The 15,002-nt window shown below is 50.5% G+C and carries 13 protein-coding genes and 1 CRISPR repeat array; of the genes, 5 read left to right on the top strand and 8 right to left on the bottom strand.

The window, feature by feature from the left end:
* The 3 genes from QWY20_RS16325 to QWY20_RS16335 form a co-directional block, all read right to left on the bottom strand.
* Nucleotides 1–603 carry an RAMP superfamily CRISPR-associated protein gene (locus QWY20_RS16325; protein WP_330130074.1) on the bottom strand — a complete coding sequence of 201 codons (603 nt, stop codon included), beginning with the start codon at nucleotides 601–603 and terminating at the stop codon, nucleotides 1–3.
* Nucleotides 600–2,276, bottom strand: a complete 1,677-nt coding sequence (locus QWY20_RS16330; protein WP_330130075.1) for a Cas10/Cmr2 second palm domain-containing protein — start codon at nucleotides 2,274–2,276, stop codon at nucleotides 600–602. Before QWY20_RS16330 ends, QWY20_RS16325 begins: the two co-directional genes overlap by 4 nt.
* Nucleotides 2,277–2,533: 257 nt before the next feature.
* Nucleotides 2,534–2,899: a hypothetical protein gene (locus QWY20_RS16335; RefSeq protein ID WP_330130076.1), complete on the bottom strand. Its 366-nt coding sequence runs from the start codon at nucleotides 2,897–2,899 to the stop codon at nucleotides 2,534–2,536.
* A 204-nt stretch (nucleotides 2,900–3,103) separates the two neighbouring features.
* Here QWY20_RS16335 and QWY20_RS16340 point away from each other — a divergent pair, with 204 nt between their 5' ends.
* Entirely contained in the window at nucleotides 3,104–4,186 is a 1,083-nt protein-coding gene (locus QWY20_RS16340) for a hypothetical protein (RefSeq protein ID WP_330130077.1), read from the top strand.
* A gap of 869 nt (nucleotides 4,187–5,055) precedes the next feature.
* Nucleotides 5,056–6,096: an IS630 family transposase gene (locus QWY20_RS16345; RefSeq protein ID WP_330130078.1), complete on the top strand. Its 1,041-nt coding sequence runs from the start codon at nucleotides 5,056–5,058 to the stop codon at nucleotides 6,094–6,096.
* A 43-nt stretch (nucleotides 6,097–6,139) separates the two neighbouring features.
* Nucleotides 6,140–8,407: direct repeats of the CRISPR family, unit length 37 nt; unit sequence GTCTTAATCCCCTCAAAAGTCGGGGCAACTGTTGGAC.
* 135 nt (nucleotides 8,408–8,542) lie between these two features.
* Here QWY20_RS16345 and cas2 read toward each other — a convergent pair.
* Genes cas2 through csx16 form a run of 4 tightly spaced genes read right to left on the bottom strand, consistent with a single transcriptional unit; the run spans nucleotide 8,543 to nucleotide 10,377 of the window.
* Nucleotides 8,543–8,860, bottom strand: coding sequence for a CRISPR-associated endonuclease Cas2 (gene cas2, locus QWY20_RS16350; RefSeq protein ID WP_330130079.1), 318 nt, complete (start codon nucleotides 8,858–8,860; stop codon nucleotides 8,543–8,545).
* Nucleotides 8,857–9,792 carry a CRISPR-associated endonuclease Cas1 gene (cas1, locus tag QWY20_RS16355; RefSeq protein ID WP_330130080.1) on the bottom strand — a complete coding sequence of 312 codons (936 nt, stop codon included), beginning with the start codon at nucleotides 9,790–9,792 and terminating at the stop codon, nucleotides 8,857–8,859. The genes cas2 and cas1 overlap by 4 nt, the downstream gene beginning before the upstream one ends.
* Before the next feature lie 10 nt (nucleotides 9,793–9,802).
* Nucleotides 9,803–10,084 (bottom strand): hypothetical protein, encoded by a 282-nt coding sequence (locus tag QWY20_RS16360; RefSeq protein WP_330130081.1) that lies wholly within the window; start codon nucleotides 10,082–10,084, stop codon nucleotides 9,803–9,805.
* 2 nt (nucleotides 10,085–10,086) lie between these two features.
* Entirely contained in the window at nucleotides 10,087–10,377 is a 291-nt protein-coding gene (gene csx16 / locus QWY20_RS16365) for a CRISPR-associated protein Csx16 (protein WP_330130083.1), read from the bottom strand.
* Nucleotides 10,378–10,542: 165 nt separating this feature from the next.
* Here csx16 and QWY20_RS16370 point away from each other — a divergent pair, with 165 nt between their 5' ends.
* The 3 genes from QWY20_RS16370 to QWY20_RS16380 all read left to right on the top strand — a co-directional run bounded on the left by QWY20_RS16370 (nucleotide 10,543) and on the right by QWY20_RS16380 (nucleotide 13,991).
* Nucleotides 10,543–12,609, top strand: a complete 2,067-nt coding sequence (locus QWY20_RS16370) for an ATP-dependent helicase (protein WP_330130084.1) — start codon at nucleotides 10,543–10,545, stop codon at nucleotides 12,607–12,609.
* A gap of 72 nt (nucleotides 12,610–12,681) precedes the next feature.
* Nucleotides 12,682–13,305, top strand: coding sequence for a DUF4433 domain-containing protein (locus QWY20_RS16375; RefSeq protein WP_330130085.1), 624 nt, complete (start codon nucleotides 12,682–12,684; stop codon nucleotides 13,303–13,305).
* Complete coding sequence (locus tag QWY20_RS16380) at nucleotides 13,302–13,991, top strand: macro domain-containing protein (protein ID WP_330130086.1); 690 nt, start codon at nucleotides 13,302–13,304, stop codon at nucleotides 13,989–13,991. Before QWY20_RS16375 ends, QWY20_RS16380 begins: the two co-directional genes overlap by 4 nt.
* A 229-nt stretch (nucleotides 13,992–14,220) precedes the next feature.
* Here QWY20_RS16380 and QWY20_RS16385 read toward each other — a convergent pair whose 3' ends face one another.
* On the bottom strand, nucleotides 14,221–14,490 hold the full coding sequence (locus tag QWY20_RS16385; protein ID WP_330130087.1) for a hypothetical protein: 270 nt from the start codon (nucleotides 14,488–14,490) through the stop codon (nucleotides 14,221–14,223).
* Between the last annotated feature and the right edge of the window lie 512 nt (nucleotides 14,491–15,002).

Genomic DNA, 15,002 nt, shown 5'->3' on the forward strand with positions numbered 1-15,002 from the left:
TTAGTCTCCTGCAAGCCGGTTGACTTCCACCAGGCCTAAGCCGCGCTGCTTTTTCGAGCCGGCCGCATCGATCAGTGGCAAGACCGCATCGATGCAGGCAGGAAGCCGTTGCTGCCAATCGGGGATCGCCGCCAGGTGTGGGTGATGGGTGTTGATGCTGATGTCGCTGTGCAGCTGCATCGGCACTGCCACCTCAATGGCCCGCAGACTGCTGCTTTGCGCCACGCCGGTATCCGGATTGATGGCAGTAGCATGAAGCACCCGAAATAAGTGACGGCTTAAACCGGGCTGCTGCGCCAGGTAAGCTCGTTCAGCAGCAGGCAAATGCGCATTGCTAAACTGCAACAAGCCCTGGCTTTCCAGCCCATTACGGCCTTCATCACCAAACAACAAGGCCAGCAGGTTGGACGGCATATCTGCAAACCATTGATTGTGCATGGCCGTACTGAAGGCATCACGCAACAAGCCCTTGATGCTTTTGCCAGGCAAGTAAGGCAGTTGATGGCTGTCTTTAATGCACAGTTGGTCGGCGTAAGCGCCAGCTTCCTGGCCGCCGGAGCTTTGCCAGTCGGTTAAAAAATTCCACGATAAACGGATGTTCATGACGGCTCCCCATTGTTGTGCTGCCAGCTGCTGATTTCCTCTTCAAAATGCGCCAGGTTCAGTAAATCGACCAAGGGCGCAGCATAGCCTTCGCCGGTTTCTCGGTACCAATCGTTCTGCTGCAGGCCCAAATTGGCCAATGCCTCAAGAAACACAGGCACCGCGGCTTTGTTGCCTTTTTTCAGGATGTCCAGCCCACGAGCAAAGATGCGCTTGGCCTCGACAAAGTCACCGGCCGCGAGCTCAGTCGCCATTTTCCGCCAACGCGATAAAGTAAAGCCTTTGGCATCGGTGCCTTTTGCTTTATCGCACAATGCAATCAGCTGTCGCAGCTGCTGCCAGCTGACGCCACCCTCTTTATCATCGACCAGGTAAGCCATCTCTATCAGATTGATAGTGCCCCCTTGTTGCAGCGGATAGCGGTGCGCTTGCTGAGCGGCTTGCTCTAAGTCCGTTAAGATAACCTGGCTAACACGGTAACAAGCCAGCGCAGCCGGGCCGGTTTTTCCTGCCGGTACGCTGGATTTGGTCAGCTGTTTGGCTTTGGCACACAAGGATTCCACCAGGTGGTGGCTTTGCACAAAAGGATGCCCGGCTTTATGGAACAAGACACCGCCGCTTGCCGTTAGTTTGACATCCAGCTGATGATCACGGCTTAACGCCCTCAGCTCGTTATCGGCGTGCTGCTCAAAGGCCCGGCAGAAGGTTTCGGCATAGCGCAGCGCATACTTGGCATGGCAGAGCAAGGTGACATCGTCACCACCTAGCACCAAGGGGCGCATAGGCAAAGTATCGGTTGCATCGGGGCACTGCTCAGCCAACCAGGCAGTGGCATCCTGAGCCGCCAGCTCGGTGGCTTTATTAACCGTATCGGAAAATTGGCGGAAAGCCTGGCGATAATCGCTATCGGACTTGCCTTGCATGGCGCTTTTTAACTGACGTAGCAACAAGCCAAGCCCATTGCCATCGATGTGGATCAGTGCAATGTCTTTGGTCCCATCGAACTCAAAGTCTTTGTCTAGATTGACCGGGTAATGACGAGGCCGCAGGCTTTCGGGCGTAAAGCGATCTTGCAGGCTGGAGACTGTTTTTAATTCAAAGAGCCCATAAGCCTGACGGTGCAGCGCTGTATCGGTGTCGAGCCCTTTCATCTCTGCGCTGTCTACGCCCGCTTCTTTAGCCAGCTTTGAAACTGGCACAGCAACCTTGCCGGTGCGTTGCTCTCTGGCGCTGTAGGCACTGCCAAAAGGTAGAGTGATCTGCGGCAGGTTGCGGCCTTGCGCCAACAAATGATGGCCTTGTTCAATGGCCTGGCCTAGGGTTTCACCGCTGCACAGCGCATCGGTAAACACCAGGCTTGGAAAAAGCTGTTGGATGCTGAGTGTCCACAACTGGCGAAATTGCACCAGATGCTCTTTATTGGTGGCACCGGCATACAGGGCGCCGCCTTTGCAGCGCAAAAAGCTAATATCTACGTCACCGAGGTCGGCTGCCGGCTTGGTTAGATCATGCGTGAATGACAAAGCACGCAGCACCTGGCCGACCAAGCTGCTTTCAGTGGTATCGACCATGCAATCCAACCGCTCACTGGCGGCAATCACATCTTTTAATTTGCCAGATTGAAACAAATACGCCTGAATTGATTTGGCTTCAAATAAGTAGGAGTGTATCACTACGACCTCGCTTTCATGGCTGTAAGGTTTTAGTTTTGCAGCAGGCTATGCCGGCTTCGCTTGGTTCGACACGGTAAAAGGAGAATTATTGCAGACATACGTTAGGCGGTAATCAAACTCCCTTTGTTGTATCGTCGGGCTTATGAAAGCCCGATGCTCTATCCTATCTACTTCTAAGTTACTGCATTATTGACGTATGTCAACGTCTTAGCTTATCAACTGCTGATTTGAATAGCAGACGCCTCCTAATTTACGCCCTAGCCTGAGTCACTGGTCCCACTGCTAAACCGGTGCCCGCATTCCTGGCAGTGGCAGTTGTTCAGCACGGTGCTGTCCAGCCGTTGCCCTACCTCACTTCCCAGAACGGTTCCCAACCCAATGCCGGTAAGGGCCCCGGTAACGCCGCCGGCAAAACCGCCCAGCGTCATGCCAACAGCAGATCCGACCGGGCCGCCACTTAAGCCAAATGCAAGGCCCATTTTAGCGCCTGCGGCAGCCCCTTTGACTGCACCAAGCCAGCCGGTCACGCCACCGCAGGCGGCGCCAAGCCCAGCACCGACCTTTTCCGCTGGTCGCTTCTGTTCAACACTATTTGATTGGCATTTTGGACAAGTCATGGTCATGGCATACCCCCTGGTTGTTTGCTGAAAGATGACTCTGAACCGATGAGGGCAGTATTGCAGAATGGTTAGCTGGTAGGGGGCTGACAAACTTGTGAGGCGACGGAATGGCTTGCAAGTTTGTCAAACAGCCGCTAGGACGTGTTTTCGCATATTTTGCTTCAATTCACTGTATTTGCATGTGTATTGTAAGGAGCGAAAACCATTATGGCACAGAGCCTTAGCAACTACCCATCGGTAAGCGCGCTGCTTCATCAAGCGCAGCAAGCCATTGTGGATGTTGCTGCGCCACTTGGGATAGACGCCATTGCATTGCTGGCTCAGCTGCCTGAACATTCGATACGGCTTACTGGCCGTCAGGTCCCTGTGCTGCATAAACGCTCCCGGGGTACCTGCTCGGTGCTGTATTACATCAATCAGACCCCTTCCGGACAAGCCTGGCCTTTTTTGCGATTTCATACCTTTAAGGATGGCGGCATAACGGCGGATTTTAACGGTTTACGTTGGCTGCGTAGCCAGCCTGGAGTTTGTTTAACAAAACCAACGGCCATAGTTGCCAACAAGGCAGTACACCACAGGCTTTCAAACCTTGCAGAGCGGGAGGACAAATCCAGAGCCCTTTATTTCAAACGGCTGCAGCAAGCCTATGAACATGCTGGCCCTGTTGATGCCAAGCACCCTTACCTGCAAAAACGTTTGGCTGGCTTGGCAACAGCGTCCTTAGTGGATCGCTGTGCTATGCGGCAAGTAGATACCCGACTGATGGTTGCGATTGAGCAGCTGGATGGCCGGGTCATTGGTTTTCAATTGATTTATCCGCAAAAAAGCACGGACAACAAGCGCAATCATGTGGCTTTTTCAGGTGCAATGCGTGGCAGTTTTGTCAGGGTTGCGGCTGTTCGTGGGCTGAAGTACTTTCCAATTCTGTTTTGCGAAGGCGTTTTCACTGCGTTAAGCCTGGCTTTGGTTTGGCCTGGAGAGATCCGTGCAGTGCTTGGCTGTCATAATTATCAACCATGCCGTAAGCATTTACGCGAGCGGGTCTATTTTGCCCACGATCACGACACCCACAAACCAGCGGTTGGCAATGTTGGCTTGAGCAAAGCGATGCAGGCCGCTCTGCCGGGCGATTACTTTATCACCCCACAGTTTTTCCCCATGCACCAGCCGTTAAAGCCAACCGATTTCAACGACATGCTGCTACTTTATGGCATCCGCGCCCTGCAACAGGTCTTTGAGCAGCCTTGGTGTTATGAGGATTCCGCTCAGAAATTGCACCACAAGGTGTAGACAGGTGTCTACAGTGCATAGCTTGCTGCGCGTAAAGTACTGGCATAAGCACACTTATCAGTATTTCCAGACAGCACTTCTTGGTTAAACAGCACCCCACGGATAAAAAACTAGGGCTTAGAGGCGAGAAGTTTCTTCCTGGCAACTTTATAGGATGCCCAAAGCGAAATGGCCACGGCAACAAAACCAACAATAAGCGCCAAAATTGAATAAGTTTCTACAGTCATCCGTTATACCAGTCCTCCTAAATACATGATCAAAAAATCTGACTGGCCACGAAAAAAGCCAGTTGACGCCGTTCAACGCTTGCTCCTGCAGCGTTGTCGGGGCAACTCTTGGACGCTGAACTAGAAATAATGCTGTACGCTCTTGGTGTCTTAATCCCCTCAGCGTGACTGCACGGAGCAGTCACCAACAGCCGTAGGCTGGGCCCTTGGGCCGAACACCACGGATGGTGTGAGTCATAGTCGGGGCAACTGTTGGACGTTCATATCTATCGGGTTGAGCAGGCAAAGAAGTCTTAATCCCCTCAAAAGTCGGGGCAACTGTTGGACGTTCATTCGCCACATCCTACATCAAAACCGAGACGTCTTAATCCCCTCAAAAGTCGGGGCAACTGTTGGACTCAACCGTAGATGAGGGTAACAGAAACATAATCGTCTTAATCCCCTCAAAAGTCGGGGCAACTGTTGGACTAAGTCTCATAAGCGGTGGGTTGAGGGTGAGGTCTTAATCCCCTCAAAAGTCGGGGCAACTGTTGGACACTAAATAACTGTTCCAAACAGTAGATCACTAAACGAAGGGAACTCAATGCGGTTTGCGCGATCAGATCGGTCGCCAAACAAATAAGCCACACAAACGCATTGAGTATGAACAAAATAGCATTTTTGCACGGCGCTGAAACCCGCCGATTGAAGAAAATTATTCATAAGACTCGAGATAAAGACCTTTGTCGCAGAGCAACAGCGGTGTTGCTGGTTCTAAAAGGTAAAGCGAAATCTGAAGTAGCGAGACTACTTCAAGCAGGACGCTCATCGGTTATTCGCTGGGTTAAGTGGTATGAGTCGGCAGGTATTGATGGCTTAATAAGCAAACGAACAGGCCGCCCGCCAGTTCAGCCAAAGGGACTGCTTATTGATGTACTGAAGTTGTTGATTGCACGCAAACCCAGAGATCTTGGTTATCAGCGTTCGCGGTGGAGTACAGAGCTGCTAAGTCTGGTAATAAAACGAGCTCTTGGTTTGGTGGTTCACAGCTCAACAATACGCCGCTTACTGCCTAAATCCGGTATTGTCTGGCGCAGGGCTGCACCAACTTTGCGGATTAAAGATCCTGCAAAAGCAGAGAAAATGGCAGCTATTTATGAAGCTTTGGCCAATTGCAGCGCAGATCATCCGGTATTTTATGAAGATGAAGTGGATATCCACCTGAACCCGAAAATCGGGGCGGACTGGGGTTACAAAGGAAAGCAGCGCTTAGTGGTAACGCCAGGCCAAAACAAGAAGCACTATCTGGCGGGAGCCTTGCACAGCAAGACAGGCCAGATTAGCTATGTTGGTTCAACGAGTAAAAGCTCAGAGCTGTTTATCAGCTTGATGGAAAAGTTAAAGCGACAATACCGGCGAGCAAAAACCATTACATTGGTGGTGGATAACTACATCATCCATAAGAGTAAAAAAACGGCGGCATGGCTGCGCAAGAATCCGAAGTTCGTACTGTTGTTCCAGCCGGTATACAGCCCCTGGGTCAACAAAATTGAAAAGCTGTGGCATGCCTTACATGAGACCATTACGCGGAATCACTGTTGCAAAACGATGGATTCACTGTTGGAGCAGGTAGAACATTTTATGGACAATGCTGCACCATTCCCTGGTGGTGGGCATGGCTTGCAGCGGGTGTATCAGAGTTAGGATCAGTTATTTAGCACTGGCATTACGCTGTCAGTAGTAAAAGGTCTTAATCCCCTCAAAAGTCGGGGCAACTGTTGGACCCAGCTGGACAAACATCAAAACAGCCACTTGGTTGTCTTAATCCCCTCAAAAGTCGGGGCAACTGTTGGACAGTTCAACGGTGAGTGCTGTCGAGGGTTTAACGTCTTAATCCCCTCAAAAGTCGGGGCAACTGTTGGACGCTCAAGACATCGAAGCCACCACAGAACGTTTGTCTTAATCCCCTCAAAAGTCGGGGCAACTGTTGGACATAATCAGTGACGGCTGTAATGGTGTCGGTAGGTCTTAATCCCCTCAAAAGTCGGGGCAACTGTTGGACTTCAAAACGACTCCGATGTATTGGACAAAGTAAGGTCTTAATCCCCTCAAAAGTCGGGGCAACTGTTGGACTACCAAACCCGCATCTACCATTTGGTGCTGGATGTCTTAATCCCCTCAAAAGTCGGGGCAACTGTTGGACTGACATTATCGAACAGCGTCAAGCTCTTCGTAGTCTTAATCCCCTCAAAAGTCGGGGCAACTGTTGGACCCAGCTGGACAAACATCAAAACAGCCACTTGGTTGTCTTAATCCCCTCAAAAGTCGGGGCAACTGTTGGACAGTTCAACGGTGAGTGCTGTCGAGGGTTTAACGTCTTAATCCCCTCAAAAGTCGGGGCAACTGTTGGACGCTCAAGACATCGAAGCCACCACAGAACGTTTGTCTTAATCCCCTCAAAAGTCGGGGCAACTGTTGGACATAATCAGTGACGGCTGTAATGGTGTCGGTAGGTCTTAATCCCCTCAAAAGTCGGGGCAACTGTTGGACTTCAAAACGACTCCGATGTATTGGACAAAGTAAGGTCTTAATCCCCTCAAAAGTCGGGGCAACTGTTGGACTACCAAACCCGCATCTACCATTTGGTGCTGGATGTCTTAATCCCCTCAAAAGTCGGGGCAACTGTTGGACGTGGTTAATCTTGATACGGTTGTAGTTGTAAAGTCTTAATCCCCTCAAAAGTCGGGGCAACTGTTGGACTGACATTATCGAACAGCGTCAAGCTCTTCGTAGTCTTAATCCCCTCAAAAGTCGGGGCAACTGTTGGACGGATAGTATATCCACCCTTGACGATCTTAATAGTCTTAATCCCCTCAAAAGTCGGGGCAACTGTTGGACAAAGAGGCATCGATTCGATGTGAAGTGGAAATGTCTTAATCCCCTCAAAAGTCGGGGCAACTGTTGGACATAAAGCACATAAATGGCGTCCGTAACCGTGAGTCTTAATCCCCTCAAAAGTCGGGGCAACTGTTGGACTTATCAAGACGCCATTGCGGAACGGCTCCCGCGTCTTAATCCCCTCAAAAGTCGGGGCAACTGTTGGACGCTGCTTTCTTCGCTGTCGAGCATACGCTCGAGTCTTAATCCCCTCAAAAGTCGGGGCAACTGTTGGACGTTTACGACGACGACCTGGCTGAGTATGAAGCCGTCTTAATCCCCTCAAAAGTCGGGGCAACTGTTGGACCAAGAAGAGTGGCACAACGGAGCTGGTTACTTTGTCTTAATCCCCTCAAAAGTCGGGGCAACTGTTGGACGTTTAGAGGGAGGGCCGCGGCCCTCCCTCTATGGTCTTAATCCCCTCAAAAGTCGGGGCAACTGTTGGACGCTGCTGTAAACGCAGCTAAGCGTAAGCAGCTCGTCTTAATCCCCTCAAAAGTCGGGGCAACTGTTGGACTCTATGCTATCGAGAATACAGTAGACTTGTATAGTCTTAATCCCCTCAAAAGTCGGGGCAACTGTTGGACGCTGAACAGGCAGCCCTCAATGCCAGCAAACGGTCTTAATCCCCTCAAAAGTCGGGGCAACTGTTGGACGCGTAAGCCAGTTCAACAAGGAACTCGTTGGTCTGTCTTAATCCCCTCAAAAGTCGGGGCAACTGTTGGACCACGCTGGCCGTTGAAAAATTCATCCAGCAAGGGTCTTAATCCCCTCAAAAGTCGGGGCAACTGTTGGACGTTATGAATAAGTTAGTAATAGGAATCGCTGCTGGGTCTTAATCCCCTCAAAAGTCGGGGCAACTGTTGGACAGCAAGGCTAGCGCGCAATGGTCGTGGTAGTAGGTCTTAATCCCCTCAAAAGTCGGGGCAACTGTTGGACCCAGCATGTTCGGCCCCGAGGTCTTTGAAAAGTCTTAATCCCCTCAAAAGTCGGGGCAACTGTTGGACCAATGATCCAAGCGCATAGTACCACGAACTTTTTGTCTTAATCCCCTCAAAAGTCGGGGCAACTGTTGGACTCTAAGCTATTTTTTTCTTTATAAAAAACAACCAGTTCCAACAGGAAAAAAATTGATTGATTTTTGACCAGTTAACTGGCTTTTTCCTGCATATTGTCAAAGAGCAAAACTACTATACCATGCCTACCCAGTGGTTCAACTACCAGGAAGTGTTTTGTGTGTAAAAGGTGGGTAGCCGCCAAAAAAGACATCATCCGCCCAGGGCAGTTGCCCGGTAAATTCAATGCCAACCCCTGGTGGAAGGCGGTACACCCGTACATCGTCCTCGCTGATTTTTATCCGCTTACGAATGTCTTGACGAAGCTGTTGCCATTGATCTTTTTTGCCATGAAACATTAAAACCGACTCCTGCAAAGCCAGGCAATGCCGCTGCAGAAATTTGTAAAGGCGCTGCAGCCGCTTTTTATCGCGGATATCGTATGCTATCAGGTACCAATGCTCTGGTTTATTCATGCCACTACTTCTAAACCCGTGGTTGGGTGCTGCCGCATCACTTTGCCAAGCCAGCGGGCATGTGCGCCAAGGGATCGTCGCCACTGCGGTAGCTTTTGTTCAAACAAGTCATAAAATACCAAGCGCCCTTCTTTGCCCAACAAGCAGCCCGCGTCTTTGTTCGTTCGAAAATGGCGAAGCGTCAAAGCATCCTGCTGCAATAGGTTCACTATCCAGCCTTCCACTTGCGGGCGAAGTGGTTCCATAAGATCACAGGCCAGAGATTGGCGACTGTAAGCCAGCCGGTGGTAAAACCCGAGATCCGGATCAAGGCCAAAGCGTTTCGCCTGCCGGATAGCTTCATGGTGCACCAGGGTGTAAGCAAAAGATAACAAGGCATTGACCGGATCGGGTGGCGGCCGGCGTAAACGCTGTTCAAATCCCCATTTGGGATCAAGCTGCTGACGCCAGTAGCGAAACATACCACGCTGCACACTGCCCTCCAGCCCCCGGAGCTGCTCTTCATTGCCACAAAGGGGTAGCCGCTCCAGCGCCATTTCAAATTGTCCGCGAAACGAGCCTGTCTGCTCCGGCACGGCCCGCAAAGATTGCATGAATTTATGGCGGCAGAGCGCCTGCGCCAACACCAAACGGCTGCCAGGGTCAAGTTGCCAATGGTATTGCTGGCAACGGCGAAATGCGGCCTGATGCGTTTCAGCATACAAGGCAAAACTATGCTTCACGTAACGGCTATTGAGCACGATGAAATCGATGCCACGTTGGTGCAACTGCCCAAGCAATTGCGTGGTAAGCTGAACATTATGCAAACAGACTACTTTGCTAATCCGCCGAAGCGGCAAGGTGCGCACGGGAGCATCAGGTGAGCGGATCACCAAGCAGTCGGTGCTGTATTCCAAGCTGATGTCGTATTTTTCAATCACCACCGTGCTCATACGCGCTCTCTTACTCGATGACCAGCAACCCTGCGGTTAAAGGCTCAAGGCCAGTCCCAAGTTGCCAACTTTGGGTCGCTTCTGGCAGGGCAATGCAAAACAATGCATCCTGCTCGTCTAAATGTTCGGTCAGACTTTGTTGGATAGCATCGGCTTCATCAGCGGTTAAACGACAGTCAAACACCGAGTCCTGGTACAGATCGGCACAAGGTCGCAAGATACGAAGTGCCCGCCGTCTTCGGCGGTTGCATCCGATATCGTACCCCATCACATACTGCCGAAGCCTTGCCATGACTACAAAGCCTCAACATTGTAGGCTTGCAGGCTGGCACCTAGTGCCGTCATCTGCTCTGCACTAAGCTCCTGACCTCGCAAACTGGAAGGCAGCTCAACACTCAGGTGCAAATAACGCACGCCTTTTTGCGACAGTGCAAAGACCATTGGAATGGGTAAAGTACCCACCACGGTATCGCCTGCAGCAACATCGTCCAGGTGCAGATGGGCTTCAAAGCGATCAATCGTGATCCCTTGCTGGTTGACCCATTGAATGGCACCCGGGTGACGGCTGATAAAAAAAGTAGTCATAAAGCTCCTGTGTCAACATCATGGTCGGAGGCGCTATTATGGCTGCTGAGTTGATTAACGGGTGGTAGACAAACTTGTCGGTGACGGCAACAAGTTTGTGTTGGTTTGCCTCCTAAAACCTCCGTGATATGGTGGGCTCATTATTTTTTTGAAGTGGTGATTGCCTTGTTTACCCCAACCGATGAGCAAAAAGCGATTTTTCAATTCCGTAATGGCTTTGCTACGGTATTTGCAGGCCCAGGCACTGGGAAGACCACTACCCTGTTGCAGTATGTGCAACAGGCCAATAATCCAGGTGAAAAAAAACTAATGCTGTGCTTCAATCGCAGCGTTAGTATTGAGCTTAAAGAGCGGCTGGAAAAGACAAATACCCCCGCTGTAGATGTCGCCACTTTTCATTCGTTGGCTTACAAGGCTCTGAAATTTGAGCTTCAAGAGCAGCTTGATACGGGCACTGACAATACTGCTCTGAAAAATAAAATGATGCGACAAGCCCTGAAAGAGAGCCATCTTTCAAGTGCCGATATGCGGGATCTGGGCCGTTTAATCGATAGCGTCAAAGCTCAGGTTGCCACCGAAGTCGCTTCCAATCATCCGCTTAAGCGTGCTTACCATGCTTTTGAACGGCTTCGCCGGCAAGAGTCGGTTCTTTTTTATGAGGACTGGCTGCATTGCTATGCCAAGCAACTGCGTCAGGATGGCGCGCCCGCATACGGTGTGGTGATGGTGGATGAAGCCCAGGATTTAAACCCCATTCAGTTTGAGCTGTTTCGCTTACTTTGCCAGCATGCACACACGGCGATTATGGTGGGAGATGTTGATCAGTCGCTCTACGAATGGCGTGAGGCCGTTCCGGAAGCGTTATTGAGCTTCGAGATACCGCATTTAAAACGCCAGGTGTTTACCTTAAGCAACACCTTTCGGTTTGGCCACCATCAAGCGATGGTGGCACAAGCCTTGATCCAGAAAAACTGTATCCGCCATTCCATGGTCACCGTCAGCCAACTGGATACCCCGACACCTTTGCTGCTTCATCCCACTCAAAACACAATCAACACGGTGCTGGATAAAATTACGGCTTTGCAAAAAAAGTATCCAAATGCACGTATTGCTGTGATTGCACGACTTTGGAGCCATTTGGATCCATTGCAGTGGGCCCTTCGCTTTCGTGCCATTCCCTACAACATTAAGAAGGATTACAAGCTGAGCAATGACAAGGCATTTGCTTTGGTACAAGCCTTGAGCGCACTGCAAAGTGAGGATTGGGATCGGTTAACAAAGCAAGAGCGGCAGCAGCATTTGAGCAGTCTGTTAAGCCAACCTCAACAGCCAATTTCGAAGCAAGACAAGCAGCATCTTGCCAGGATGCTTGCCAATGCTGCGAAAGAGCAACTGCGCCAAGTCGTGGATGGGCTGCTTGCCCAACAAGGTGGCCCTGCAGCGAAAGTCTTGGGTCATGTAAAGTTGGCCTTGCAGTTGCCCGTGGAGACCACCTGCGGTGCCAAAACCCTTGCCGCTTACTACCGGGAAACACAGCTATTCGAACGTATTGCGGAAAACAGCATTTTGAGTGAGGAGGGCTCAGAAGAACTGATCACGCATTACCAGGTTGTATTGCATATGTGCCAGCGAATGCGAAAACCGCTGGCGATCCTGGCAGCAAAGCTGAATGAAAAGTATGACAATAGCACAGCCTCGGCCAATCACAAGCTGGTACTTGGCAGCACTCATTATCACAAAGGCATGGAGTACGACTACGTGGTGGTGTTATGCGATGAACACTGGGGTCGCTCAGCGACGATGCATGAGTCTGAGCGCTGCAACTTTTATGTGGCGATGACCCGTGCCAAACATGAAACGGCGGTGGTTTTGCCTGTCAGCAACAGCATTGCAGAACATTTGCCTGTTGCCGAGGCGTCGGAAATTCTAAAAAAACGACATTCGGGTACTGCCATTCAGGGGGGCATGTTGCCGGCACTTCGGCTTTATGCACAAAAAGCTGGCTGGTTTGAGCAAGCCGATGAAGCAGCAGAGCCGAACAACAACCCACCCCAAAATGCACAGAAAACCGTGCAGCAGCCCAGTATTAAACAACGGCTAAAACACAAAGCTTCAGGCAGCTGGCACCAGGTGATGTCGATGAAGCAAAACACCGTTGTGGTGTTTGATCCGCAAAGCCGTTTGAAACAGCGGCACGCCTTGAATGAGCTGCACCAGCTGTACGAACTTTAATACAAACTTGTGAAGCCACCTTGCTGCATTTAGGTGGGCTAACCTAGCACCCGTCGTCATGCCGGAGGTGCTATGCAAGCCTACAATCATTCACAATCGCTGCCTTTACTGAGCCATAGCTGGCATTTGACAATGGTGGATAATTTACCCTCCATTTTTTTCGGTGGGCACGGCATTTTATGCAAAAATGAATTGAGCAAACAGCAGGTTGCTTATACCGACATTTCGCTGGCGACGGCGCAACAGCGCCGCCATGCCAAACGGGTATTGGGCCGGCCTGTGCACGATTTCGTGCCTACTTTTGTTACTCAACGCAACCCCATGATGTTTTGCCGCCGAATGGAGCATGCCCGACTGGTTTGGCTGAAAATTGATTTAACCAAGATGGACCCGAAGCAATGCGTCACGTCACGTTACAATGTCGCCGCTAATTGCGAGCGGTTTGCGCCTGGTGTCTGTGCTGCTATCATCGACTGGCCTGTGATTCAGGCCACGTATTGGAAAGACTTTCAGAATGGCTCTGTAGCTCGGGGGGCTGAAGTTTTAGTGCACAACCGCATTCCGCTTAAAGCCATTGTGGCTGCTGAGGTTGCCAACCCAAACCTGCTTGCGCAGCTGGAAACCGATTATGGGTTGGCTACGCACATGAACCCGGATGCATTTTTTTATCAAACCTACCAGAGAGCCTACGCATGAGCCTAGATGTAATCACAGGAAATATTTTTACCAGCAATGCACAAACGTTGGTCAATACCGTCAATTGCGAGGGTGTAATGGGAGCCGGCATCGCACTGGAATGCCGCTTTCGCTACCCCGAGATGTTCGCACGCTACCAACAATTGTGCTCGGATGGACTGCTCACCCCGGGTAAGCTCTGGCTTTACAAGGGGCCGGAGCGTTTCGTTTTAAACTTTCCAACCAAAAACAGCTGGAAGCAGCCATCGCATTGGTCCTATGTCACACAAGGGCTTGAAAACCTTGCAAGCTCTTATCGACAACGCGGCATTACCAGCATCGCCCTGCCTTTGTTAGGGGCAGATAAAGGCGGCTTGCCAGCAGATCAGGTTTTGCAAAAGATGCAAGAACATTTGCTGCCAATGGCCGCAGAGATCCCAGTGCACATTTATTGCTACGACCCTTGCGCTAAAGATGATTTGTACGATCAGTTGGCAGCTTTATTTACGAACCATAGCCTGCAGGCTCTTAAGCAGCAAACGTCAATTAGTATCAAGCGACTGGAAGCGATAAAGAACGTACTGGAGGAAGGCAGTATTTGCCAGCTCAACCAGCTGGCAAAAGTACCCGGCATTGGCATTAAAACTCTGGAGTCTTTGTTTCAGTTTAGCCGGCAGCAGCCCCCGCAAACAGCCTCCTTGTTTTAAAGCGTGACAAGGCTTACTTTGCCATCAAGGCTTAAGGCAACGCCTTTAAGTACCAAGCACTTTCTGACAGGCACCAAAGGATGAAGCCGCCTTCTGGTTGCTATTTATCTTTAGAACATGACTGCACAACCCACAGCAGACCAACTGTAAGCAATGCCATAGGCAACAACCACAGCATGGATGACAGCATGCAACCTCCTTGGTGACCTGAACTCAGAAAAAGTGATGCTTATTTCGTAGAACGTGACCGCAAAAACACAACGCCATACACCATAGTATACAAAATGGCATACAGCACACTGTGTTGGTTTTTAGGAACATAGTAGCGCAGGTAGGCATAGTACCCTAAAACTTGCAGGGTGAAACCCGTGCTGGCAAGGCTAAGGTACAACAGACTGAGGCTTGGCTCTGACTCTATCCAGGACAGATAGCAAAACCAGAGCATCCATAGAGCAATGGTAGTTACAGGGATAAAGCAGGCCAGTTTGGCTTTGATCATGGGCATCAGCCTTAAAACAGTGAGGTTCGTGAGCACGGGAAGTATGACAGCCGCTTTGCAGCCAGCCTGCCCTAACAAACTTGTCAGGTCATGGATACAAAGTATCAAGTGTGCATTATTGCGCCGCACAGGCGGCAACCAGCACCGTTAGTCACCATGCTTGGTTTTGACATGCTTTCGCAGCAATAAAACTAAGCCTACAGTGGCCACCAATAATGGGACAAGCCATAGCATTTTTTCCATCATTCACTCCCTATGCGTTAATTCATGCTAGCGTAGATAGGTTCGCTAATATGCGAACAAGCCTTTGAAATCCAATAACACTTTGGCGACGATTCAGGACAAGCACATCAACAGCCCAGCAGGTATTGGGCCATAAACCATCACTTTTTTCGAGCGGTTGAACAACCGCTGCATGATACAAAGCTACTTCTCAGTTTATAACTTTCACTATATTGCGTGAGCACATTTTCGAGCCGCCATTCAGCTCAAGACCGAGAACCCTATAGCCT

Source organism: Alkalimonas cellulosilytica (genome assembly GCF_036325985.1).
GTDB classification, from domain to species: Bacteria; Pseudomonadota; Gammaproteobacteria; order Enterobacterales; family Alteromonadaceae; genus Alkalimonas; species Alkalimonas cellulosilytica.

Excerpts from the sequence above, each read along its gene's own strand:
- QWY20_RS16325 (WP_330130074.1), bottom strand. The coding sequence starts at position 603 with ATGAACATCCGTTTATCGTGGAATTTTTTAACCGACTGGCAAAGCTCC.
- QWY20_RS16335 (WP_330130076.1), bottom strand. The coding sequence starts at position 2,899 with ATGACCATGACTTGTCCAAAATGCCAATCAAATAGTGTTGAACAGAAG.
- QWY20_RS16340 (WP_330130077.1), top strand. The coding sequence starts at position 3,104 with ATGGCACAGAGCCTTAGCAACTACCCATCGGTAAGCGCGCTGCTTCAT.
- QWY20_RS16345 (WP_330130078.1), top strand. The coding sequence starts at position 5,056 with ATGAACAAAATAGCATTTTTGCACGGCGCTGAAACCCGCCGATTGAAG.
- cas2 (WP_330130079.1), bottom strand. The coding sequence starts at position 8,860 with ATGAATAAACCAGAGCATTGGTACCTGATAGCATACGATATCCGCGAT.
- cas1 (WP_330130080.1), bottom strand. The coding sequence starts at position 9,792 with ATGAGCACGGTGGTGATTGAAAAATACGACATCAGCTTGGAATACAGC.
- QWY20_RS16360 (WP_330130081.1), bottom strand. The coding sequence starts at position 10,084 with ATGGCAAGGCTTCGGCAGTATGTGATGGGGTACGATATCGGATGCAAC.
- csx16 (WP_330130083.1), bottom strand. The coding sequence starts at position 10,377 with ATGACTACTTTTTTTATCAGCCGTCACCCGGGTGCCATTCAATGGGTC.
- QWY20_RS16375 (WP_330130085.1), top strand. The coding sequence starts at position 12,682 with ATGCAAGCCTACAATCATTCACAATCGCTGCCTTTACTGAGCCATAGC.
- QWY20_RS16380 (WP_330130086.1), top strand. The coding sequence starts at position 13,302 with ATGAGCCTAGATGTAATCACAGGAAATATTTTTACCAGCAATGCACAA.
- QWY20_RS16385 (WP_330130087.1), bottom strand. The coding sequence starts at position 14,490 with ATGATCAAAGCCAAACTGGCCTGCTTTATCCCTGTAACTACCATTGCT.